Source organism: Burkholderia sp. BCC1996 (genome assembly GCF_905339955.1).
GTDB lineage: Bacteria > Pseudomonadota > Gammaproteobacteria > Burkholderiales > Burkholderiaceae > Burkholderia.
Genome location: NZ_CAJPHM010000014.1, coordinates 186,380 through 207,808, shown reverse-complemented (window position 1 = coordinate 207,808; position 21,429 = coordinate 186,380). Strand labels below are relative to the sequence as shown.

The window sequence follows — 21,429 nt, the reverse complement described above, 5'->3', positions numbered from 1 at the left end:
GGCCGACAACACCGCGCGGATCCTCGACGTGAAATACCATCTGCTGCTGCCGTCGGTGTCGCACGTGGGCACGATCCTCGATACCAACCACTGGGAATCGATCCTGCGGTCGGTCGAGGCAAACAACTCGTACCGCTGGGTGTACGGTGTGCAGTACAAGCCGCTGAACATCGCCGACTACCTGGTCCTGAACGGCCGCATGCCGCGCTCGCTGCGCTATTGCTATGGGCGCGTCATGTCGAGTCTCAACTTGCTCGTGAAAGAGCATGGCATCGCTCACGCGTGCCACGGCACCGCCGCACAGACGCTCACGATGCTTTCCGACAGTACGATCGAACGAGTCTTCAAGAACGGCCTGCACGAGTTCCTGACCGGCTTCATTCTGCGCAACCAGCGACTGGGGCTCGAAATCGCCCAGGCCTACAACTTCGATTGAGCACTGCAATGCATATCGGGATCACCCATACCCTGCGTTATACCCTCGACGAGCCGTTGCAGCAGGTATTGCAGCGCCTTCGACTGCGACCGTCGTCGAATCCCGGTCAGACGGTCGGGTACTGGGAATTGCTTGCAAACGACATGCAGCCGGAATTGTCGTACATCGACGGATTCGGCAACCATGTCGACCTTGTGTGTCACTCAAACGACCACAAGGAGATCGTCATCGTTTCACGCGGCGAAGTGACGACGCACAACAAGGATGGTGTGCTCGGCACTGCAGACGATCGTACGAATCCGTGGCTGTTCCTGCGCGAGTCGCCTCTCACACGTCCCGGAGACTCGCTGATGGAGCTTGCCTCCGCTCTGAAGAGCACGCAAAACCGTCTTCTGCAACTACACGAGTTGATGGACATCGTGCACGATCGTCTCGCACCCGGGCCGGAGAATTGCGACGACGCCACCGATGCAGAAGCTGCGTGGATCAGTTCCCACGGGACCTGTCGCGATCATGCTCATGTATTCATCGCCGTGGCGCGTCGGCTCGGCATTCCCGCGCGCTTCGCTTCGGGCTATCTGATAGGCGACGACGACGGAATCCAGGCAATTGATCATGCGTGGGCTGAAGTCTACGTCGACCATCTCGGTTGGATCGGCTTCGATCCGGCGAACAATCTATGTCCCGACGAACACTATGTGAAACTGGCGACTGGCATCGACGCTTGCGGCGCCGCGCCGGTCACCTGCATCCAGTCGAACTCGGGCGCTGAAACGCTGGCCGCGGAGATTGCGGTCACACTGTCGGCCCGGTGAGTCGATCGACGGAGATTTCAGTACTCGCACCGAGTTGCCTCGCCATTCAGCGCATGAGCGACGAAGCAAATGACGTCAGAACAAGAGCCCCAGCATTGCCGCCTTGACCGCGGCCTCGGTCTTGTTGGCCGAATTCAATTTGCGCATCGCATTGACGAGGTGAAATTTCACGGTCCGCTCGTCGACAGACATGATCTTGCCAATCTCGGAGTAGGTTTTCCCCGCGGCGGACCATTGCAACGCCTCGCGCTCGCGTGCCGTCAACTCGACGGCATATTCGGGCGCAAGCTGCGCGAGCAGATGCATGCTCATCGCGCAGTTGGCGGTGTTCGCGAGCCATGACATCTGGTATCCCTTTTCCGCGAGTTCACTCTCCTCGATCGGCTCGCCCGATCGCACCATGGTCACGAGTCCGATCGCCCCGGTGCGGCTGATGGATGGCATGCACCAGCCGTGGCGCAAGCCGAAGTGCTCCGCTTCGTCCCAGAATTCGACGTTTTGTGTCTGGCTGTCGGCGCGCCAGATCAGGGGTGTCAGCTGACTGAGCCCATGCCGGACCGTCGGATCGACGGCAAAATAGTTTTGGCTCACATAGCGCTCGACCCACGTCTCCGGATAGTTGGACTGCAGCATGAACCGCGGATGACTCACCGGCAACGGAACGCGCAGACCGAACGAACAGTACTCGAATCCAAGTGCTCGCACGTCTGCCGTGAACTCCAGAAACACGTCAGCCACGGATTTTGCCTCGGCGTATCCATTCAGATACTTCTCTCTCCAGGCCTGCATATCATTACCTTTTTGGTCAATCTTGTCCCTAAAGGGGCTGTATTTCGTGGTTGGTGCGCTGATCGATTTTTTATAAATTATTCAAGGATCGTCGTCAATATTTGAGATATCGAGCGGCAAGCATGGTGTCGGATACTGAATTGTTATCTGGCGGCGGGATTTCGAGGTGGCGTCCGCGCTCGCCATTGATCGATTGAGTTGGGGAATTTGCATGTCGGCATGCGTATTCGTACATCAGCCAGGTTTCGATGCCGAAAATTGCGACGAGTCCGAAAATCCTGGAATTGCACAATGATCGAGCACCGTCAGGCAATCACCGCTCACGGGGCCGTACGTCATCTTGATAATGCGATGGTGTTCTCCGGGTGATTGTGATATTCGTAAAAAACAGGCGCGTGATCTACCGGCTATCACAAATCACAAGCAGGCATGCCACGAGTGTTGGAAGGGTGTGCGCCTAGCCGGTCGCCGCGAATCTTGCCAAACTATGCGGTATCAATTTTAACAGGTGCCACATCGAGAGAACGGACATGCCTAAAAAACTGAACGACGGATACGTACGATTGACTTTGCCCGCGTTCTACGCGCTGCGCTTCCATCAACATATGTGCCAGCAAGCCCTGAACTTGTTGCATGATTTATGGGGCGAGGGCATTAGCGCCGTCAATGCCGGCTACTACGAGCTGGTCTGCACCGAAACGCGGCCGGCCGTGAGCGTCGGCTGCGTATGGCATGTGGCCGTGGGCCAGTCTGAGGTGAAGGTCGGGAAGGACGACGTCAGCAGCAACGTCATGCTTCTCAACATGAACGGTGACGATTACGGCGCGCAATACAGCCAAGAGTTGATCCAGAACTGGCTGTGCTCGGGAAGGCGTCAACGCGAACTTGAATCGGCCATCTTCGCCGGTCACTGATTTCGTGTTCAGTGAATATAACTAGATTAAAAAGGCCTACGCGTCGTGACAAATCTTGTGTGCCGCGCCGCCGCCAATTTCCGTTGATCTTCCTGATCGGACTGGCAATGGCGCGATGTCCGCTACGATCATTTATGCCGTGACGCCGTGGCTCGGGATGGTTGCTTCGGGCCGTCGCTGATCAAGCGCGCTCCGAATCGTCCCTCCGTCCGACTCGCGTAGCGATCGCCGGTCGAATTCCAAAAAACCCCGTTTGTCCGTCGCAGTGTCCCGTCGCACTCGGCGCGACGAGTCTCGTCCAGACGCCTGCCCCCCCTGCCCATTCGGGCAGCTTTTTTGTCTTTTCAATTTCGGGTCCAATCGCGCCTAACAATTCTGAAGATAAGAGAGAGGGCATTCGCGATGCTGACTTTATTGTCGGGAAAAAGCGCTGATTTGAGTCGCGAGACGATGTATCGACTTGCGAAGTTTCGGCATAAGGTCTTCATACAGGAACTCGGCTGGTCGTTGCCCACCGACGATGGCATCGAATTTGACGACTTCGATCACGCGGACACCCTTTATGTCGTCGCTTTCGACCGCAGCGACGAAATCGTCGGTTGCGGCCGGTTGTTGCCGACCGACGAGCCTTATCTGCTGGGTGAGGTTTTTCCGGATTTGATGGGTGGTGCCTCCCTTCCCAGTACGCGCAATGTGTGGGAACTGTCCCGCTTCGCGATGAGCATGCCGAGCGGCGAGCCGTTGACGGCGGAAGAATCGTGGCAAAACACGCGCTCCCTGATGTCCGAAATCGTCCGTGTCGCGCATGCACATGGCGCCGACCGTCTCATTGCATTCTCGGTGCTCGGCAACGAACGGCTTCTGAAGCGCATGGGCGTCAATGTGCATCGCGCTGCGCCACCGCAAATGATCGAAGGCAAGCCGACCTTGCCGTTCTGGATCGAGATAGATCAACAAACGCGCGCAGCGCTGAGCCTCGACGTGTTGGAGTACGGCGTGCCGCTCAACATGTCGCGCAGTGTGCATGTGTCGCACGCGTTCTGACGAGCGCAGCGAATTCGCGACGCGCATCGGGAAGGTCCAGGGTCCGCCGCGAGTCGGGCGGCCCCGGCTCTCTCCTGAAGTGGCTCGGCGCAATACAGCATTACTAAAGGTGTGCCTGAAGATGAACGGCTTTAACGATGTGGGTCAGCTGGTCCTGGTCCGTGAGGGGAAGGTGAAATGACGCTTCGAGTGGTGGTAACCGGTATTGGCATTGTGTCCCCGCTGGGTTGCGGTAAGGAATTGGTGTGGCAGCGCCTGATCGGAGGCGGCTCCGGGCTTCGCCGGCTCGGTGACGACATCGTCGGTGAACTGTCCGCCAAGGTCGGCGGGACCGTCCAGGGGAAGGCCGACGATCCCGACGGCGGTTTCGATCCGGAACTCTCGGTGCCGAACAAGGAACTGAGGAAGATGGACCGCTTCATCCAGATGGCGATGGTTGCGGCAGACGAGGCGCTCACGGAAGCCGGATGGGCTCCGCAAGCCGAGCATCAGCGCGAGCGGACAGCGACGGTCGTAGCGTCGGGCATCGGTGGGTTTCCCGGGCTGGCGGAGGCGGTCAGGATCGGCGAGACGCGTGGCGTGCGGCGGTTGTCGCCGTTCACCATTCCGTTCTTTCTCTCGAATCTGGCGGCCGGCCAGATTTCGATCAAGCATCAGTTCCGTGGGCCCCTCGGCTGTCCGGTGACGGCCTGTGCGGCGAGCGTGCAGGCGATCGGCGACGCGATGCGCATGATCCGGACCGGTGAGGCCGATGTCGTGCTGGCGGGCGGTGCCGAAGCCGCATTCGACAAGGTCAGCCTGGGCGGATTCGCGGCGGCGCGAGCGTTGTCGACCGGCTTCGGCGATCAGCCGATTCGCGCTTCGCGCCCGTTCGACCGCGATCGTGACGGATTTGTCATGGGCGAGGGAGCGGCCATGCTCGTGGTCGAGTCCCTGGACCATGCCCTCGCACGTGGCGCCCGACCGATCGCGGAAATCATCGGGTACGGAACCACGGCGGACGCCTATCACATGACCGCCGGTCCCGACGACGGATCCGGCGCGATGCGAGCGATGAAGCTGGCCCTGGCGATGGGCGAAATCGCCCCGGAGCAGGTCGACTACGTCAATGCGCATGCGACATCGACGCCGGTCGGCGACGCCGGCGAAATCGAGGCGCTGAAGACTGTCTTCGGCGTGGGCGCAGGCCCGGCGATTTCCTCGACCAAGTCGGCAACCGGGCATTTGCTCGGGGCGGCGGGCGCCATCGAAGCGGCGTTTTCCATTCTCGCGCTCCGGGATGGCGTGTTGCCCGGAACGCTGAATCTCGAGCACCCCGACGAAGCCGCGGCCGGACTTGACCTGATCGGGCCTTCCGCACGGCGCGTTCCCGTCGAGATCGCACTGTCCAACGGGTTCGGGTTTGGCGGCGTCAATGCATCGGTGCTGTTTAAACGCTACCCGCCGGATAGATCAGCAGGGTCGCATTGACTGCACATCAACAGGGTTCGCACACGCTGCTGATTTCATAAGTAGCACGAATCGTAGGCGTTCGGCGCCATGCCATGGCGCCGCCGGCGCTCCATCGGTTCGATGGTGAGTCGCGTCATGTGCAATCCGAGTTCCAGTCGTTATCCAAAGGGAATCTTTCCGTGTTAGACACCCTCATCGCAGGTGCCAGCTGCGCGAGCGCCGCGCTCGCGATTCATCTGGCGCGCGCAGGTACGCGCGTTCTGGCTTTCAAGCCGTGGCGGAGCGCGTCCGCCAATCACCGGCCCTGCGCCGCGTAAACCGAGGAGAGAGGCTATGACCATCGAAGCCCCGTTGGACAGCGACGTCGCATTCTCGCGGCTCAAGCTGCCACGACACTTTCATCGGATCAGCTCCGTCGCCACGATCCTCTATCTGGCGCACGCGCTCGCATTCTTCCTGATCCCGGCCGCGGTGGCGTTCGCCGTCGTCGATATACCGGCGTCGACGCCAACTCGTATCGCAATGGCGATCGTCCTGGGCTTGATCGGCGGGCATGGCATGCACCTGCTGACCTTCGTCGGGCATGAGGGGATGCACACGAACCTGCATCGTAACAAGTACGTGAGCGCCGCGCTGGCGCTCATCTGCTCGTCACTGGTGCCCGGCTTCCTGATCGTGGGATTCAGCATGACCCACTGGAAGCACCATCGCTTCACCGGTCAAGACATCGACCCGGATGTCCAGATCTATTCGCAGTACCGCACCTTCTGGTCGCGCTTTTTTCTCGCGCGCTCCAAGGGCGTGCGGATTTACACGAAGAACGCCGTGCGGATGGCGGCGGGTCTGCCCTGGCCGGAGAACACGCGTTTGCCCTTCAGCCAGCGCGAAATGCGCTGGATCTCCCGGATCAACATCGCGCTGAGCCTGTGCGCGGTGACGGCCTACGGGTTCATCTGGCATCGCTCGTTGTGGCTCGGTTTCACGGTCATGTTGATTCCGTATATCGGGGTGTACGTGTTCAGCACCATCCGCGCGTACATCGAGCACACGGATACCGTGCCGGGGCGATATCGCGATAGTCGCAGCTACACGTCGCCGATCTATACCGCGCTGTTCTTCGGCAGCAACTTCCACCTTGAACACCACCAGTATCCGGCGGTGCCGTGTTACCGGTTGCCCGCGCTCCACGCGTACCTGGCGTCGCACGGGCTGCTCGAGGCGGCAGGCGCGCCGGTCGAGCCGTCCTTCCTTGGCGCGCTGCGTTATACGACGGGGCGCTTCCAGTATCCCTGCGTCAATCTGCAGTCCGCGACCGACGACTTTCTCGAGCAGATGGCAGAGGGTCGTCTCGATCGCGAAGCGTCCGCGGCGGAGGCCCGGGACGAAGACGCGTTGGTCGCTGTCGCGCGCAAGTAGAAACGATCCAGAAGGCACACGCCCGCTCGAGCTCGCGTCGGGTGTGCCACAACGCCGCCCATGTAGCAAAGTGAGGAACAATGTTTATCGAGAATGCGTGGTACGCAGCAGCACTTTCCGCGGAAGTCCAGAGGGAGCCCTTCGCCCGGACGATCCTGAACCAGAAGATCGTCATGTACCGTACGTCGGCGAACCAGATCGTCGCGCTTGAGGATCGATGCCCGCATCGACAGGTTCCGTTGTCCCGGGGACGCGTTGTCGGCGACGAGATCCAGTGCTGGTACCACGGGCTCAGGTACAACTGCTCGGGCGAGTGCGTCAGTATTCCGAGCCAGAACACGATCCCGAAGGGCGCTCGCGTGCGGACGTTCCCTGCCGTCGAGAAATACGGCTTCATCTGGCTGTGGGCCGGCGAGCCGAACCAGGCCGACGAGGCGACGATCCCGAACCATTGGGTGTGTTCGGCACCCGAGCTTGCGGGGACGATGAGCTACTGCACCATCGCCTGTAGCTACCTGTTCGGCATCGACAACATTCTCGACATCTCGCACGCCGCCTTCGTGCACGCGAAGACGCTGGGTTCGCTCGACATCGTCGAGACGCCGCCCGAAATCGTGATCAACGACGACGAAGTGCGCGTGCGCCGCTACCTGCGCCGCGAGAAGACGCCGCCGCTCTACACCCATATCCTGAAGCTCGACTACATCGACCGCTTCCAGGAGGTCGTTTACTGGCCCATCGGCAACACGCGGGTCGAAACGAGGGCCCACGCCTGTGACGATGCCAGCGGCCAGGTCTTCCACGTCTACACGACGACGATCTTCACGCCGGCCACGGACGCCACGACTCATGTCTTCGTGGGCATGCACCGCGATTTCGACGTCGACAACCATCGGTTTACCGAATTCACAGCGAAGGAAGTGTTCGCGACGGTCATGGAGGACAAGGACGTCGCGGAGAGCCTTCAGGCGAACTGGAGCCCGACGGCGCCGATGATCGACATCCAGCTCGATCGACCGGCGTTTGCCGCGCGGCGGATATTGGAGCGAATGGGCGCGAACGCATCCATTCGAGCGGCCGTATGACGCACGTCGAGACGGCAAGCCTGCCGCGTGCAGAGGCAGAAACGACGATGACAGAGAAGGAAACGACGATGAATCACCAAGGACACGCCGGTCTCTATGTCGGCGAGTTGCTGCGCGAGCTTGAGACGTCGGAGCAGGACGAGGTCGGTTTGCGGCATCCGATGACGTTCGGAGAAATCGTCGGTCGCGGCCGGGTCGAGCGCCTCGCGGCTGCGGCCGAGAGCATCTTCTCCGAGGTCGAGCCGAAACACGCGTGGAGCGGCGCCGATATCGTCGGGCGCGAATGGTACGGCCGCTTCAAGGACCGCCAGATTCGCGGCGTGACGGTGGCGCGCCGGTCGGGCAAGCGCGTACAGGTCGACATCTTCCTCGGCTCGTTTCCCGCGCCGGTTCGCCGGGCGCTGTACGACGCGAGTCGGGATCTCGTCGACGTCGACGCGTGGACGCTGCCGCCGGAGATCGATACCGCGTTGCCGCCGATACCCGACGACGAAGTGCTGGACGCCAAGTTGCCGTTCGGCCTCGCCGACGAGATGTTTATGACCAGTCCGGTGGCCTGCAAGCCGATTCGTGGCCGCGCCGACGTCGAACGCGTTTGCGGCCACTCGATCGCGGTCTACGGGGGCCGCGCGAGCGGGCCGCGTCTGTCGGCCGGTGCCACGACGCTGAGCCTCTGGACAGGGGAGGTCGGCGGGTTGCCGCTGGAAGTGGCGAACGTCATCCACTGGGAAGATGCCCGGAATGCCAAGGTCATGGCAATGGCGATGCGTCCTTGGCCCGTCGTTGCGCTGTTTCAAGCGCGGATGCGGGCGCGAACGCTCCCGTTTCTCGATGCGTCGTATTTCGAATCCGAATCGGGCGACGGCGTGACGCCGCCTCAGCTTGGCGAAAGTACCTGAACGGACGCCGCACGCCGGCTTTGCACGCGCAGTCGAGTGCCATCTCGCGGTGGCCGGTTTTCCGTATCGCAAGTGGGGCGGAGTTCCTCGTCTGCTGGTGACCGGAGCCTGATATCCACGGCGGCGGGCATCTGGTTCGCGCTGGTGCCCGGGGCGATCCTGACTATGTGCACGCGTGGCTTCCGGGGGGCAATGCGCACCGGGCTGGCTGTGGGCATGGTCACGCCTTCGCTGTCGGCGGCCGCCGTTGCGCATCTGCCGCCGGCGCGATTCGGCGTGGGCTCTGCCGTGAACCAGGCGATACGCCAGATGGGGGCGGTGTTCGGCGTGGCGCTGACGGTCGCGATAACAGGTAACGCGATAGTGCGCCTGGCCGGATTCCATGCCGTTTGCTACCTGCGGATTGCGCTCGACCTGGCCACCGCATCTCGGGCGCGCCGGTGGATACGCGACCGAGAGCGCTTGCCCCCGCGGCGGCGCATTCATGGCCGCGTGGCGTTCAGCGCCTGTTCGCGCATGAAATTTTCATCAAAACAAAACTGACAATCCGAGGGTCTCATGATGGCCGGTAGCCTTTCCCCCACCGCCCTGCCGGCGGAGCGCAGGACCTTGTCCCTGCTCGATATTCTTCGAGAGCGTGCCGAGCAAACGCCGGAGCGGATCGCATTCCATTTTCTTCGCGACGGCGAGGACGATGTCGTGAGCTGGTCATATGGTCAGCTCGCTGCCGCTGCCATCCAGATGCGAGACAGGGTGCTGCAGCACCCGTTGCACGAACGGCGCGTTTTGCTGCTGCTCGAACCCGGTCTGAGTTACGTCGCCGCGCTGTTCGGGATCCTGCTGGCGGGCGCCACCGCGGTGCCTTCGTTTCCGCCTGTCGGCTCTCGCGCGGTTGCACGCTTCGCATCGATCTGTCGCGACGCCGATCCCGATGTGGTCATTGCCGGCAAGCTTCACCGCTCGCTGCAGCCACAGCTCGACGCGCTCTACGGCGGCCAGCGTGCCGCGCCTGCGTTGCTGACGATCGACGAAAGCGCCTTCGACGATATCGAAGCATCGGCGGACGACGTCCGGAACCTGCCGGAGCAGGGTGTCGGCCTGGATCGGCCAGCGCTGCTCCAGTACACGTCGGGATCGACGGGCGAGCCCAAGGGCGTGGTCGTCACGCACGAGAATCTCGTCAGCAACTGCGCGGTGATCGCCGAACGGCTCGGCATCGATCAGGACCGCGTCGGCTGCACGTGGCTGCCGCCGTATCACGACATGGGGTTGATGGGCGCGCTGCTGCTCGCGGTGTTCAGCGGCTTTCCGCTCGTGATCCTGTCGCCGCAGCATTTCGTCCAGCGTCCGTATCGCTGGCTCAAGGCGATCACCGACTACCGCGTGACCACGAGCGTCGCACCGAATTTCGCGTTCGACCTGTGCGTCGACAACATCAGCGAAGAAGAAGCGGCTACGCTCGATCTCGGCTCGCTGCAGCACGTATTCTGCGGCGCCGAGCCGGTGAACCACGCGACGCTCGAACGCTTCTTCGCGCGCTTCGGCCGGCATGGCTTCGAGCGCCGTGCCGTGGTGCCCTGCTACGGAATGGCGGAGGCGACGCTCTACGTATCCGGCAAAGTGGGCCGTTCGCCGGTCACGCTGATCGAGGTCGACAAGGATGCACTTGCTCGCGGCCTGTGCATGCCGCACAACCCGGAATCCGACGTGCGCGCACGTACCACGCTGGTCGGCTGCGGGCCGGTGGCGGTCGGCCATCGACTGCTGATCGTCGATCCCGAGACGAAGCGCGTGCTGCCGGAGCGGGCGATCGGCGAAATCTGGTTCAGCGGCCCGAACGTCGCAGCCGGCTATCTGAACCGCGCGGACAGCGACGACATCTTCGCGGCGACGATCGGCGACGGAGACGGCGACGACGATTCGGACCGTTACCTGCGCACCGGGGACCTCGGCTTTCTGGAGCGCGGCGAGCTGTTCGTGACGGGCCGGATCAAGGACGTCGTGATCGTCGCCGGACGCAATCTCTATCCGACCGACATCGAGGAGTCGGTGCAATCGGCGCACGAGGCGATTCGCACGAACGGCGTGGTGGCATTTTCGATCGACGGCGGCGCCAGGGAGTCGCTCGTCATCGTCGCGGAACTCAAGCGCTCGCGCCGTCTGAATCCGGACCAAATGCGCGAGGTGCGAGCAGCAATCACGCTGGCGGTCACGCGCGACCACGGGGTTGCGCCGACGGTGGTGCACCTTGGGCCGACCGGCGCGATTCCGCTCACCACGAGCGGCAAGGTGCGCCGGCAAGCGTGCAAGCAAGCGTTCCAGCAAGGCAGCTTGAGCATGCTCGAGGCGCGCGCGTAAGCGGTTCGCACGAACTGCATCCTCGATTTTCATTGTCGCTGTCTTTCTTCGGAGTCAGTCATGGCTGAAGCGGATTCTTTGTCTTCGCGAACACCGGCGGCCGCCTTTGCGGCGGAAGCCGACACCGACGTGCGCGCACGCCGGCTCGCTTATCTGACCGTGGGCATACCCGCGCTCGGTTTCGCACTGGCGATTGCCTACACGTGGATATACGGGGTGCGCGCAACCGACTTCGTGCTGCTGGCGGTCATGTATTTCTCGACCGCGATCGGCGTCGAAACCGGCATGCACCGGTATTTCTCGCACCGCTCGTTCAAGGGGCGACCGGCCGTCACCGTGATGCTCGGCGTGCTCGGCAGCATGGCCGCCCAGGGGCCGATCCTGTTCTGGGCAGCCACGCATCGGATGCATCACGCGTTCACCGATCAGGACGGCGATCCTCATTCGCCGCGCCCGCGCGCGAACCGGCACGGCAAGCTGAGCCGGTTCGCGGGACTTTGGCACGGCCACGTGGGCTGGCTGTTCACGGTGCGCCGCGAGAACTGGAGCGCGTATGCCGCGGACCTGCTGCGCGACCGCCTGATCGTCAATCTCAATCTGCGCTACGGGTGGTGGGTGCTGCTCGGCCTCGCGATTCCCGCGCTCGCCGGCGCGTTGCTCGCACCCGCCGGGCAGGCCTGGCTCGGGGCCTCCGGCGGCTTCCTGTGGGGCGGACTCGCGCGGATCTTCCTGCTCGATCAGTCGACCTGGGCCGTCAATTCGCTGTGCCACACCATCGGCACCCGTCCGCACGCGACGCGCGACCACAGCCGCAACCTGGGCCTGCTCGCGATCGTTTCGGTGGGCGGCGCATGGCACAACAACCATCATGCGCAGCCGGCCTTCGCCAACAACGATCACGCGTTCTGGCAGCTCGATCCCTCCGCGTGGATCATCCGCCTGCTCGACGCGCTGGGTCTTGTCACGGAGGTGCGCTATGCCCCGAAGCGCGGCGCTGCGGCTCCGTCAATCTCGCCGTAATCCTCATTAGCGTTTGGAGAATCCTATGAATTCATCGATTCAGGTTGCACCCGGCGTGACTGCCGCGGGCGGGCTGTCGGCCGCCGACGGGCAGATCCCCGGCGTTTCGCCGCTAAAGGGCAGTGGAGCTCGCGTCAAACGCTATACCGCCCTGGCCGTGATGCTGGTGCCGCTTGCCGGGTTTGCGCTGGCGGTGCGTCAACTCGCGCTGGGTGACTTCGCCGTCACCGATCTCGTGCTGTTCGCGGTGTTCTATTTTCTGCACATGGGCGGGATCACGATGGGTTTCCATCGGTATCTTGCGCACAAGACGTTCCGGACATCGAAGTGGTTCGAGGGGCTGCTGCTGATCTGCGGTTCGATGGCTGCGCAAGGACCGATCATGTTCTGGGTGACGACGCATCGCCGTCATCACCTGTACAGCGACCAAAAGGGCGATCCGCATTCGCCGAACCAGGCCGGCGCGGGCCTGTTCGCGAAGCTGCGCGGCCTCTGGTACGCGCACATGCCGTGGATGCTGGCCCCTGACGTATCGGGCTGGACGTTCTTTGCCCCGGACGTGTTGCGCGATCGCCGCCTGTTTTTCTATCACCGCACCTACGCCTGGTGGATCGTGCTCGGCCTCGTGCTGCCCGCCGCGATCGGCGGCGCCGTCAGCGGCTCCTGGCACGGCGCGTGGAACGGCCTGCTGTTCGGCGGCTTCGCGCGAATATTCCTGGCCAATCAGGCCGCGTGGTGCGTGGGTTCGATTTGCCACATGTTCGGCGGACGGCCGTTCAAGACCGACGACAACAGCGCGAACAACTGGACGGTCGCCGTGCTCACGTTCGGCGAAGGCCTGCAGAACAACCACCACGCGTTCCCCGCGTCGTATCGCCACTCGGTGAAGTGGTACGAGCCGGATCTCAGCGCGTGGGTGCTCTGGACGCTCGGCAAGGCGGGCGTCGTCTGGGACCTGCGCTTGCCGGGGCCGGAGGCGATCCGCAAGCTCGCCAAGAAACCGTATTGAAAGTTGCCGTCGTGATTTCGTTCAACACCCTTGTATAGAAGGATCATTCATCATGTCTGAAGCTGGATTCCTGGGCGGCCTGTTCGGCCGCAAGAAAGCGGTGGCCGCCGACGTCGGCCCGCTGACGGAAGCGTCGATCCGCAGCTGGCTGGTCGACCGGCTCGCCAAGCAGTTGAAGGTGGACCGGGCGGCCATCGATCCCGCCAAGCGCTTCGACGAGTACGGGCTCGATTCGATCGTCGCGGTGCAGGTGTCGGGCGATCTGGAGAAGGTCGTCGAGCAGCGGCTGTCCCCGGCGCTGCTGTTCGAATACAACAGCATCAACGAGTTGGCGCACCACCTCTCGACCGAGCTCGGTCTGCAGGCTGCATAAGCGGGAGATCGACATGGCGAAAACTTACACCGTTCCGAGCGCGCCGCCCGCGCGTTTCGACGAATTCCTGCAGAAGTCCAAGGCGCTCGAGGGCGTGCGGCTGACCGACGCGATCCCGAAGTCGCTGTACGAGCCGCGTGCGTGGCGCGGCGTTCTCGGCTTCGTGGTGAGCTATGCGGCGTACATCGGGGCGATCGTCGGCATTGCGTATGCGCCGCACTGGCTGCTCTACATTCCGTTGTGGCTCGTCGCAGGTCTGGGCGGCTGGGGATTGCATTGCATCGCGCACGATTGCGGGCACAACTCGTTCTCCCGCTCGCGTCGGTTCAACCTGGTGATCGGGCACCTGTCGCTTCTGCCGCTGCTGTATCCGTTCCACGCCTGGCGCCACACGCACAACCTGCACCACGCGAACACCAACAACCTCGAGCTCGACACCGACTGGCGGCCGATTCCCGCGCCGCTTTACGACCGCATGTCGCTGCTCAAGCGCCTCGAGTACGCCGGTACCCGCAAGTGGCTGTTCTGGGTGGGCACGGTGAGCTACTGGAAGGAATCGGGCTTCCGTCCCGGCTTCTATCCGAAGCGCGAGATGCGACGCGACGTGAAGCGCTCGATCGGCTTCGTGGCGATCGTGTCGGCGCTCTATTTCCCGGCGCTGATCTACTTCACCGGCATCACGGGCCTGTTCCTGTACTTCGTCGCGCCATGGCTCATGATTCATGCGTGGTTCAGCGCCACGACGCTGATGCACCACACGTCGGACGACATCCCGTTCCTGCCCTCGCAGCACTGGACGCCGAACGCGAGTCGCCTGCTGGTGACGACCGACTACCGGTATCCGAAGTGGCTGCACTTCATGACTCACAACATTTCGGTGCACACGGCGCACCACGTCGCGCCGATCGTGCCGTTCTACAACCTGCCGAAGGCGCAGGCGGCGCTCAAGGAAGCGTTTCCGGGGATGATCCGCGAAAAGGACTTCACGTTCGGCGATCTGTGGCACGTGATCCGTCACTGCCACTTCTACGACACCGAGTCAGGCTATTACCGGAGCCTGTCCCGGGAGGCAGTGCCCGTCGGCGCACGCGCGGCGACGGAGGGCCGGTGATGGCAACCGTGAAGGAAACCGAAGTTTCGCCGATCACACGGCGGAGGGCGAAAGCGCCATCGTTGAGCGTGCGGCTTCGCCGCCGCGCGTTCCGGTTGCTGAACACCTTCGCGCCGCGCGCCGCCGGGCGGCGCGCGGCAGACGCGTTCGGCTTCACGCGCGGCTATGGGCTGCCTGTCAGCGATCGTGTACCGCTCGGCGCGAAGGTGACGCCGATCGAGGGCAATGCGGACCTCGACCGGGCGTATTACTGGGAGGGCGGCGCGGCGCGGGCGCTGCTCGTGCACGGCTGGGGCACCGACAGCAGCAGCATGCTGGGCTTCGTGAAGCCGATGCAGGCGCTGGGCTTCTCGGTGGCGACGTTCGACGCACCGGCGCACGGCCGTTCGCCGGGCAAGCATACGACGATGACGCAGTTCACCCGGGCGACGGGCGCGGTGCTGGATGCGATCGAAGGCGCGCAAGTGGTGATCGCGCATTCGCTCGGGTCGATCGCGGCGATCTCGGCGCTCGCGGAGCGCTCGCGCCGTGCGTCGTTGCGCTGCATCGTGCTGCTCGCGCCGACGGGCGCGCTGACCGAGGTGCTGGAGCGCTGGGCGAGCCGCGACATGGCGTTCCCGCGTCCGGTGGTCGAGCGCATCTATGCGGAGCTGCAGCTGCGCAACGGCGTGCCGGTCAGCCACTGGGACATTCTCGCGCGCGGCGCGTCGCTCGATGTCCCGGTGCTGGTCGTGCACGATCCGGCCGATCCCGTGGTGCCGTACTGCGAGGCACAGCGGGTCGTGGCGGGGCTGCCCGACGCGACCCTGTGGCCGGCGCCGGGCACGGGGCACGGGCGGATCCTGTCGGATGCGAGGGTGCGCGAGCAGGTGCGCGAATTTGTGACGCGACAGATGTCGAATTTTGGAGAGTTGGCGAGATGAGCACGACAGCAACGGAGATGCGCACATTGATGTGTCTGGTGTGCGGCTGGATTTACTCGGAAGAAAACGGTGCGCCGGACGACGGCATTGCGCCGGGTACGCGCTGGGAAGACATTCCCGCGAAATGGAAGTGTCCGGAGTGCGGCGTCGGCAAGGAAGATTTCGAAATGGTGTCGATCTGACGCGATCCCTGCGGTGCCTGCCCCGCACGCAGGCAGCCCGTGGGTCGCGAGGTGGTCGCCGGCACGTAGTGCGTAGTCGCATGCCTTTCGGCAGGCAGGTCGCGCCGGTACGGTGGCGTCCGTTCACGCGGAACTGAACTTTGAATGGAGTGTTGAAAATGGTTGCTCGACAAGTAGTGATCTGCAGTCCTGTAAGAACGCCCATCGGGGCGTTTGGCGGTGCGTTGAAGGACGTTGCCGCGACGGCGCTGGGCGCAGTCGCAGTGCGCGAAGCGGTCCGCCGCAGCAAGGTCGATCCGGCAGCGTTGGCTTCGGTCGTGATGGGCAACGTCATTCAGGCCGGCAACAAGATGAATCCCGCGCGTCAGGCAGCCGTCGGGGGCGGCATTCCGGTGGACGTGCCTGCGCTGACGGTGAATCGCGTGTGCGGCTCGGGTGCTCAGGCCATCGTGAGTGCGGCCCAGGAAATCTGGCTTGGATTCGGTGAGGTCGCGGTGGCGGGTGGCATGGAAAACATGGACCGTGCCCCGTATCTGCTGGAAAGTGGTCGATGGGGTCATCGCATGGGGAATGCCGAGATCGTCGACAGCATGCTCGCGGACGGCCTCGTCGACGCGTTTTCCAACCGCCATTCCGGATGGCATACGGAAGATCTCGTTGCGAGGATGGGAATGACGCGCGAGCAACAGGACCGTTGGGCGGAACGTTCGCAGAAGCGCTTCGCGCAGGCTCAAGGGCGCGGGGCGTTCGACGCCGAGCTTGTCGCGGTCGATATCGAGGGGCGGAAACAACCCGTCAGATTCGAGCGCGACGAGCAGGTGCGACCGGACACGACGATCGAGTCGCTTGCCAAATTGAAACCCGCGTTCCGGTCCGACGGCACCATCACGGCCGGCAATGCGCCGGGATTGAACAGCGGTGCGGCGGCGATGGTCGTGGCGGAGCGACAGTATGCCGAGGCACGTGGAATCGAGCCGATCGCAACGCTCGTTTCCTACGGCGTGGGTGCGGTCGAGCCAGGCATGTTCGGACTCGGGCCCGTGCCGGCAGTCAAGATGGCGCTCGCGCGCGCCGGATGGTCGTTGAACGACGTGGAGCGTTTCGAGATCAACGAGGCTTTTGCCGCCGTGCCGATCGCGGTCATTCGGGAGCTCGGCATCGACGAGCAGCGGGTGAATGTCGAAGGCGGAGCGATCGCGCACGGTCATGCCATTGGTGCGACCGGTGCCGTCTTGACGGCCCGTCTTGCGCATTCGATGCGTCGTGATGGCGTGAAGCGCGGCATCGTGACTTTGTGCATTGGCGGCGGTCAGGGCATCGCCCTTGCCCTGGAAGCCGTCTGACGGCGTCCTGATACCGAGAGCGGCCGGCAACGTTCCGACCATCGGCATCCACGGAGAAGACATGGATCAGCGTTCAGCACTGGAAAACCTGTATGCCCTTGCCGCAACCGGGCACACGACAACGCAGACGGAGCTTGCGCACAAGTGGCTGACCTATTTCGGTGCCGACCGCGTGCAAGACCTCGACCTCGGCATGCTGGAGGCGATTGCCTGCTATGTCGGGAAGGGAATATCCCCTCCGATTGAATAGCTCGCCATTGTTCGTGCCTCCATTGCGTGTCGATTGGTGTGGCGGGCCGGAGCAAGGGCGGCGGCGCGGCGGAGCGTACGCTGGATGCGGGCCGATCCAGTCGTGCGCCTGCCGTCTCGCCGTCGCGCTCCGCGACAGCCGATCGGAGCTCGGCATGGCCGCGTCGGCGAGCGAATGGGACAGGAACTGAAATCAAAAAAGGCCCCGACAATGGCCGTGAAACTTGCCGGGGCTAACGAACCATGCAAATTGCATGGGACGAGGAAGTATCGCGTCCATCGTATAGCCGCCAATGATTGAGCAGCACCACCGAGTTCCGACGAATTCTCATCGGGTTCAGCCAAGATCCTGCTCAAGGAACGCGTATGTCCTCCACCGACAAGCGTCACGCCGATGCGCTGTCTCTCGCCACTTTCTGCACGAGACGCACTGGCGGCGATCGGGATCTTCCAAAGACGGTTTTTCCGGGAATTTTCGTAACGGACGATTTTCCGAGACCGGCAAAGTGCACCCGTCTTAAAAAATGCCAAAGCGTTTTGACCGCTGCCCCGCTCGCCGTTTTCGACGTATCAATTCGTGAGCTTGTGTTGCGGTAGGACCCACAGCATCCGACCGACCGCTTCAGCCTGATTCCGCGAGTGGGTCTTTTCATAGATCGCACGCAACTGGCTGCGAACCGTCGCAAGCGACACGCCGGCGCTCGCCGCACATTCGTCGGGCGTCTTGCCGCTGATCAACGCTTCCGCGACCGCGGCTTCGGCGCTCGACAAGCCGAACGATTGCCGCAGCTGTTGTGCGACGACGAGCGGGGCGCCGCTGCGTCGCCTGACCGTGATCAGTATCGTCGCATCGCCGAACGTGGCATGGAGCGCCTGTCCGGACAATGCCGCGATGCCGAGAAAAATCTCGTGCGCCGCGGCCAACGTGCCGGAAATGGCAAGGCTCTCGCTCTTGCGGGTCTTCGCGACGCGCGCCAGCGCCGCCTTGAGCGCGTCGTTCTGGGGCGCGCTCGTCGCGCTCAGGTGCCCGTTCTCGAGCTTGAGGCAGGTGGTGGCGCGCAGCATCGACTCGGCCGCCCGGTTGACGAACTGGACGCGCGCGTGCCGGTCCAGCGCAAAGACGGCGAGGCCCAGCTCCTCCATCAGTTCGGCGCCGAGCGTGGCGTCGCGATGCAGCACTCGCGCGTCTTGCCACAGGTTGATCGAGCGCTGCAGATGCCCGGCCATACCGGTCAGGGTCGCGCGTTCTTCTGAAGAATAGGGTGTGCGGCCGTGCGCGCGCAGTAACCCGAGCAGAATGTTGTCGCTGCCGGGGCGCGCGAAGCGAATCCCCATCAGGTAGCGAAATCCCGACGGAATCTGATAGTCCTGGAAGAACTCGCTGCGTTCGACGTCGCGCTCGGTCAGGTGATCCTGACAACAAACGAATTCGCCGAGCGGTGCGTTTTCGACGAAGCCGCGGCGCGGATCGAGCGCGCCGTAATACTGATCGTAGAGCGCGATGATCTCGTCGAATTCCGCGCGCGGCGAATAGATCGAGAATTTCGGGGCATTGCGCGCGACGTCCCAACTGAACATGTGAAATACGTCTGCGCCGAGCGATTCGGATACCCGGTGAAAAACTTCCAGAAAACCGTCCGGATGCAGCGCGGCCTCATAGAGGTCCCCGATGAGTTGGTCTCGTTGCATGTGTTCACCCCGTCGCTTCGCGATCTTCGTATTCTGATTTTGTCTGACGATATTGCTTCGAATACCGAATTTTTTTCAGGCTAACACAGGTTATTTGCATTTCATGCCCTGTTATTTCCCGATTTTCATCCACCTGAATGATGATCGAGAAAATCGTCTTTGCGAGAATCCTCGCCATTCAGCGTGCACGCGCAATGTATGTGACACGCGTCAACCAGAAGGGGCTCGGGGGAAACGCAATGAAACTCACACCTGTCGTATCCGGTATTGCAGTGCTTGTCCTGTCGGCTTGTGGCGGCGGCAGCGATTCCTCCTCGCCACCCGCACCGCCCACCGCGCAGACGGTCAGCGGGGTCGCGGCCGCCGGCGCCGCGATGCAGGCCGCCACCGTGAAACTGGTCGATGCGACCGGCAAAGCGGTCGACTGCCCGGCCGATGCGTCGACCGGCGCGTTTCATTGCACGGTGACCGGCCTGACCGCGCCTTTCGCGTTGTCCGCATACGGCAACGTCGCCGACTCGCAGGCCACGCTGATCGCACTTAGCGCCACGGCCGGCACGCAGACGATCAACATCACGCCGATCACGAACGCGATTGCCGCCACGATCGTCGGCGACAACCCGACCAAGCTGCTGGCCGACACCGGTTTGCTGCAAAGCAAGGTCACGGCCCAGGCCGTCGCCAGCACGGTGCAGGCCTATTCGTCGGCGCTGGCCGACCTGCTGGCCGCCACCGGCAATGCGGGCGTCGACCTGATTTCCGGCCCGTTGACGGCGGGCGCGCCGGGTCTCGACCGGCTGCTCGACCAGATCAAGATCAACGTCCTGCCGGATGGCGGCGTCCAGATCAGCTCGGTGGCGGGCGCGTCCAGCGATACGCCGGTGCAGCTTCAGCTCGCGCCCGGCGTCGCGCCGCAGGCGAGCGACAAGGCCAGCCTGCCGGCCGCCGCGACCATCAATGGCGCGGTGGTGTCGAACCTGCCGAGCGCCAGCGATCTGGCGGCATTGCAGAGCGCGCTCAACCAGTGCTTCGCCGGTTCGACCGGCGCTGCGCGCACGGGCGGCAGCGTATCGGCATGCGGCCGGATCTTCGTCGACGACGTCGCGTCCGGCGCGCTGAATGCAGGCGTGCCTTCCGCGTACCTCAACAACGGGATGTCGGTCGACCAGGAGTTCGGCGCGCCGGCAGGCGGCACGCCGGGCATCGTGGCCGACGATGCGATGAACAACGCGAGCTTCAGCCTGCCGGAAGTCATCCGCGTCGTTGCCAGCGACACGATGTGGGTCAAGCTCGCGTGGACGCGCAGCGACGGGATTCGCGACGGCATGCAGCAGCATGTACAGCTTGCAGTGCGGGCGGGCAGTCTCGCGAACGGCGATACCGGCTGGCGCGTGGTCGGCAATCAGCGCGCGGTGCTGAGCAAGGTCAATGCGAACGCACAGAAGTGGGACTGGCTGAATCCGGCCAATCCGTCGACGGGGACCAACGCGTTCGTCGATTCGCTCAACCTGCAGGTGGGTGCCGTCGACGCGGCCGGCACCGCGGTGGACTTCGCGATCGTCAACGGCCCCGGCTTGCGCAACGGCGTGTTTCTCCAGCCGTCGAGCGGGACCTGCGACACGCTGAACATCCGCGCGCAGATCGCAAGCGGGCAGACGCCGGCGCAACTCGCCGCACTGGCGAAGAACCCGCAGTGCCGCAACAACTTCCGTCTGGCCGGCGTCGCGCAGGATCCGGCCAACCAGGGCCTGTTCACGTGGCCCGGCGACGCGCCGCGCAACAATACCGCATGGGCGAAGCCGCAACTGAGCACCGCGGAGCTGGCCGACATCAAGCCGTTCAGCGCCTATACGATCGACATCTACCAGAACGGCAACACGTCGACGCCGGCTCGGCACTACACGGTCCGGCTGCGTACGCCGTCGCCGTCGCCCGACGCGCTGCGCCAGTACGCGTGGCACGATCTGGCGCAGTCCACGCGCGACAAGCTGACGCCGGGCTCCGCCAACACGTTCGCGGGCGGCGCGACCTTCCCGCTGGGCTGGACGTCGAAATCGGGTCTGCCGTTCGTCAAACGCGGCAACGTGCAGATTCGCGCAACCGCGGCCGGGCAGCCGGCGGCGACGTTCGTCAACGGTTCGGCATCGGCGTCGCCGGTCCAGCCGGGCGCCTCGGTCACGCTCAACGTGCCGGGCGACCAGGGCGTCGCGTTCCCGTCGGTGGCCGGCTGGACGGGCAGCGCGGACTTCTCGTTCGTGAACTTGAGCTGGTCCGACCCGGTCGACACGCTCTTCACCGAGGCCTTCGAGTACGACCGGTAAC

21 protein-coding genes are annotated in these 21,429 nt (G+C 63.6%); 19 read left to right on the top strand and 2 right to left on the bottom strand.

Going from position 1 to position 21,429, the window contains the following annotated elements:
- Together U4Z64_RS21710 and U4Z64_RS21705 are read left to right on the top strand one after the other, a co-directional pair.
- On the top strand, positions 1–436 hold a 436-nt coding region (locus U4Z64_RS21710; protein ID WP_321821046.1), incomplete at its 5' end, for an alpha-E domain-containing protein.
- A gap of 8 nt (positions 437–444) precedes the next feature.
- Complete coding sequence (locus tag U4Z64_RS21705; protein ID WP_321821045.1) at positions 445–1,251, top strand: transglutaminase family protein; 807 nt, start codon at positions 445–447, stop codon at positions 1,249–1,251.
- Between the two features lie 75 nt (positions 1,252–1,326).
- Here U4Z64_RS21705 and U4Z64_RS21700 read toward each other — a convergent pair whose 3' ends face one another.
- Positions 1,327–1,989 carry a LuxR family transcriptional regulator gene (locus tag U4Z64_RS21700; protein WP_321796022.1) on the bottom strand — a complete coding sequence of 221 codons (663 nt, stop codon included), beginning with the start codon at positions 1,987–1,989 and terminating at the stop codon, positions 1,327–1,329.
- Between the two features lie 581 nt (positions 1,990–2,570).
- Here U4Z64_RS21700 and U4Z64_RS21695 point away from each other — a divergent pair.
- From U4Z64_RS21695 to U4Z64_RS21620, 16 genes are all read left to right on the top strand, one after another.
- Positions 2,571–2,954 carry a DUF4902 domain-containing protein gene (locus tag U4Z64_RS21695; RefSeq protein ID WP_321821044.1) on the top strand — a complete coding sequence of 128 codons (384 nt, stop codon included), beginning with the start codon at positions 2,571–2,573 and terminating at the stop codon, positions 2,952–2,954.
- Positions 2,955–3,356: 402 nt separating this feature from the next.
- Positions 3,357–3,998, top strand: a complete 642-nt coding sequence (locus U4Z64_RS21690) for an acyl-homoserine-lactone synthase (RefSeq protein WP_321821043.1) — start codon at positions 3,357–3,359, stop codon at positions 3,996–3,998.
- Between the two features lie 177 nt (positions 3,999–4,175).
- A complete protein-coding gene (gene fabF, locus U4Z64_RS21685) occupies positions 4,176–5,468 on the top strand; it encodes a beta-ketoacyl-ACP synthase II (RefSeq protein WP_124668488.1) in 1,293 nt (430 codons plus the stop codon).
- A 315-nt stretch (positions 5,469–5,783) separates the two neighbouring features.
- Positions 5,784–6,866, top strand: a complete 1,083-nt coding sequence (locus U4Z64_RS21680) for a fatty acid desaturase (protein ID WP_321821042.1) — start codon at positions 5,784–5,786, stop codon at positions 6,864–6,866.
- Positions 6,867–6,946: 80 nt separating this feature from the next.
- Positions 6,947–7,951 (top strand): aromatic ring-hydroxylating dioxygenase subunit alpha, encoded by a 1,005-nt coding sequence (locus tag U4Z64_RS21675; RefSeq protein ID WP_321803105.1) that lies wholly within the window; start codon positions 6,947–6,949, stop codon positions 7,949–7,951.
- Positions 7,948–8,850 carry a hypothetical protein gene (locus tag U4Z64_RS21670; protein ID WP_321821041.1) on the top strand — a complete coding sequence of 301 codons (903 nt, stop codon included), beginning with the start codon at positions 7,948–7,950 and terminating at the stop codon, positions 8,848–8,850. Before U4Z64_RS21675 ends, U4Z64_RS21670 begins: the two co-directional genes overlap by 4 nt.
- Positions 8,851–9,042: 192 nt before the next feature.
- Positions 9,043–9,393, top strand: coding sequence for a hypothetical protein (locus tag U4Z64_RS21665; RefSeq protein ID WP_321821040.1), 351 nt, complete (start codon positions 9,043–9,045; stop codon positions 9,391–9,393).
- A 66-nt stretch (positions 9,394–9,459) separates the two neighbouring features.
- The gene (locus U4Z64_RS21660; RefSeq protein ID WP_321821039.1) at positions 9,460–11,208 is read left to right on the top strand and encodes a fatty acyl-AMP ligase; all 1,749 of its coding nucleotides are present in this window, start codon (positions 9,460–9,462) and stop codon (positions 11,206–11,208) included.
- A 78-nt stretch (positions 11,209–11,286) separates the two neighbouring features.
- Positions 11,287–12,228, top strand: a complete 942-nt coding sequence (locus tag U4Z64_RS21655) for an acyl-CoA desaturase (RefSeq protein ID WP_321821038.1) — start codon at positions 11,287–11,289, stop codon at positions 12,226–12,228.
- Between the two features lie 25 nt (positions 12,229–12,253).
- Positions 12,254–13,237, top strand: a complete 984-nt coding sequence (locus U4Z64_RS21650; protein ID WP_321821037.1) for an acyl-CoA desaturase — start codon at positions 12,254–12,256, stop codon at positions 13,235–13,237.
- A gap of 52 nt (positions 13,238–13,289) precedes the next feature.
- A complete protein-coding gene (locus U4Z64_RS21645; protein WP_124668494.1) occupies positions 13,290–13,610 on the top strand; it encodes an acyl carrier protein in 321 nt (106 codons plus the stop codon).
- 13 nt (positions 13,611–13,623) lie between these two features.
- Positions 13,624–14,721, top strand: coding sequence for a fatty acid desaturase (locus U4Z64_RS21640; RefSeq protein WP_124668495.1), 1,098 nt, complete (start codon positions 13,624–13,626; stop codon positions 14,719–14,721).
- Positions 14,722–14,789: 68 nt separating this feature from the next.
- Positions 14,790–15,644: an alpha/beta fold hydrolase gene (locus tag U4Z64_RS21635; protein WP_321821055.1), complete on the top strand. Its 855-nt coding sequence runs from the start codon at positions 14,790–14,792 to the stop codon at positions 15,642–15,644.
- The gene (locus U4Z64_RS21630; RefSeq protein ID WP_124668497.1) at positions 15,641–15,826 is read left to right on the top strand and encodes a rubredoxin; all 186 of its coding nucleotides are present in this window, start codon (positions 15,641–15,643) and stop codon (positions 15,824–15,826) included. Before U4Z64_RS21635 ends, U4Z64_RS21630 begins: the two co-directional genes overlap by 4 nt.
- A 158-nt stretch (positions 15,827–15,984) precedes the next feature.
- Positions 15,985–17,169: an acetyl-CoA C-acyltransferase gene (locus tag U4Z64_RS21625; protein ID WP_321810556.1), complete on the top strand. Its 1,185-nt coding sequence runs from the start codon at positions 15,985–15,987 to the stop codon at positions 17,167–17,169.
- Between the two features lie 61 nt (positions 17,170–17,230).
- Positions 17,231–17,419 (top strand): hypothetical protein, encoded by a 189-nt coding sequence (locus U4Z64_RS21620; RefSeq protein ID WP_321821036.1) that lies wholly within the window; start codon positions 17,231–17,233, stop codon positions 17,417–17,419.
- Positions 17,420–17,988: 569 nt separating this feature from the next.
- Here U4Z64_RS21620 and U4Z64_RS21615 read toward each other — a convergent pair.
- A complete protein-coding gene (locus U4Z64_RS21615; RefSeq protein ID WP_321821035.1) occupies positions 17,989–19,107 on the bottom strand; it encodes a helix-turn-helix transcriptional regulator in 1,119 nt (372 codons plus the stop codon).
- Positions 19,108–19,346: 239 nt separating this feature from the next.
- Between U4Z64_RS21615 and U4Z64_RS21610 the strand changes: the two genes are divergently transcribed.
- Positions 19,347–21,428: a hypothetical protein gene (locus U4Z64_RS21610; RefSeq protein ID WP_321821034.1), complete on the top strand. Its 2,082-nt coding sequence runs from the start codon at positions 19,347–19,349 to the stop codon at positions 21,426–21,428.
- Position 21,429: the final 1 nt, after the last annotated feature.

Bases quoted from the DNA above. Each gene is read 5' to 3' on its own strand.
- U4Z64_RS21705 (WP_321821045.1), top strand. From the start codon at position 445: ATGCATATCGGGATCACCCATACCCTGCGTTATACCCTCGACGAGCCG.
- U4Z64_RS21695 (WP_321821044.1), top strand. From the start codon at position 2,571: ATGCCTAAAAAACTGAACGACGGATACGTACGATTGACTTTGCCCGCG.
- U4Z64_RS21690 (WP_321821043.1), top strand. From the start codon at position 3,357: ATGCTGACTTTATTGTCGGGAAAAAGCGCTGATTTGAGTCGCGAGACG.
- fabF (WP_124668488.1), top strand. From the start codon at position 4,176: ATGACGCTTCGAGTGGTGGTAACCGGTATTGGCATTGTGTCCCCGCTG.
- U4Z64_RS21680 (WP_321821042.1), top strand. From the start codon at position 5,784: ATGACCATCGAAGCCCCGTTGGACAGCGACGTCGCATTCTCGCGGCTC.
- U4Z64_RS21675 (WP_321803105.1), top strand. From the start codon at position 6,947: ATGTTTATCGAGAATGCGTGGTACGCAGCAGCACTTTCCGCGGAAGTC.
- U4Z64_RS21670 (WP_321821041.1), top strand. From the start codon at position 7,948: ATGACGCACGTCGAGACGGCAAGCCTGCCGCGTGCAGAGGCAGAAACG.
- U4Z64_RS21665 (WP_321821040.1), top strand. From the start codon at position 9,043: ATGCGCACCGGGCTGGCTGTGGGCATGGTCACGCCTTCGCTGTCGGCG.
- U4Z64_RS21650 (WP_321821037.1), top strand. From the start codon at position 12,254: ATGAATTCATCGATTCAGGTTGCACCCGGCGTGACTGCCGCGGGCGGG.
- U4Z64_RS21645 (WP_124668494.1), top strand. From the start codon at position 13,290: ATGTCTGAAGCTGGATTCCTGGGCGGCCTGTTCGGCCGCAAGAAAGCG.
- U4Z64_RS21640 (WP_124668495.1), top strand. From the start codon at position 13,624: ATGGCGAAAACTTACACCGTTCCGAGCGCGCCGCCCGCGCGTTTCGAC.
- U4Z64_RS21630 (WP_124668497.1), top strand. From the start codon at position 15,641: ATGAGCACGACAGCAACGGAGATGCGCACATTGATGTGTCTGGTGTGC.
- U4Z64_RS21625 (WP_321810556.1), top strand. From the start codon at position 15,985: ATGGTTGCTCGACAAGTAGTGATCTGCAGTCCTGTAAGAACGCCCATC.
- U4Z64_RS21620 (WP_321821036.1), top strand. From the start codon at position 17,231: ATGGATCAGCGTTCAGCACTGGAAAACCTGTATGCCCTTGCCGCAACC.
- U4Z64_RS21615 (WP_321821035.1), bottom strand. From the start codon at position 19,107: ATGCAACGAGACCAACTCATCGGGGACCTCTATGAGGCCGCGCTGCAT.
- U4Z64_RS21610 (WP_321821034.1), top strand. From the start codon at position 19,347: ATGAAACTCACACCTGTCGTATCCGGTATTGCAGTGCTTGTCCTGTCG.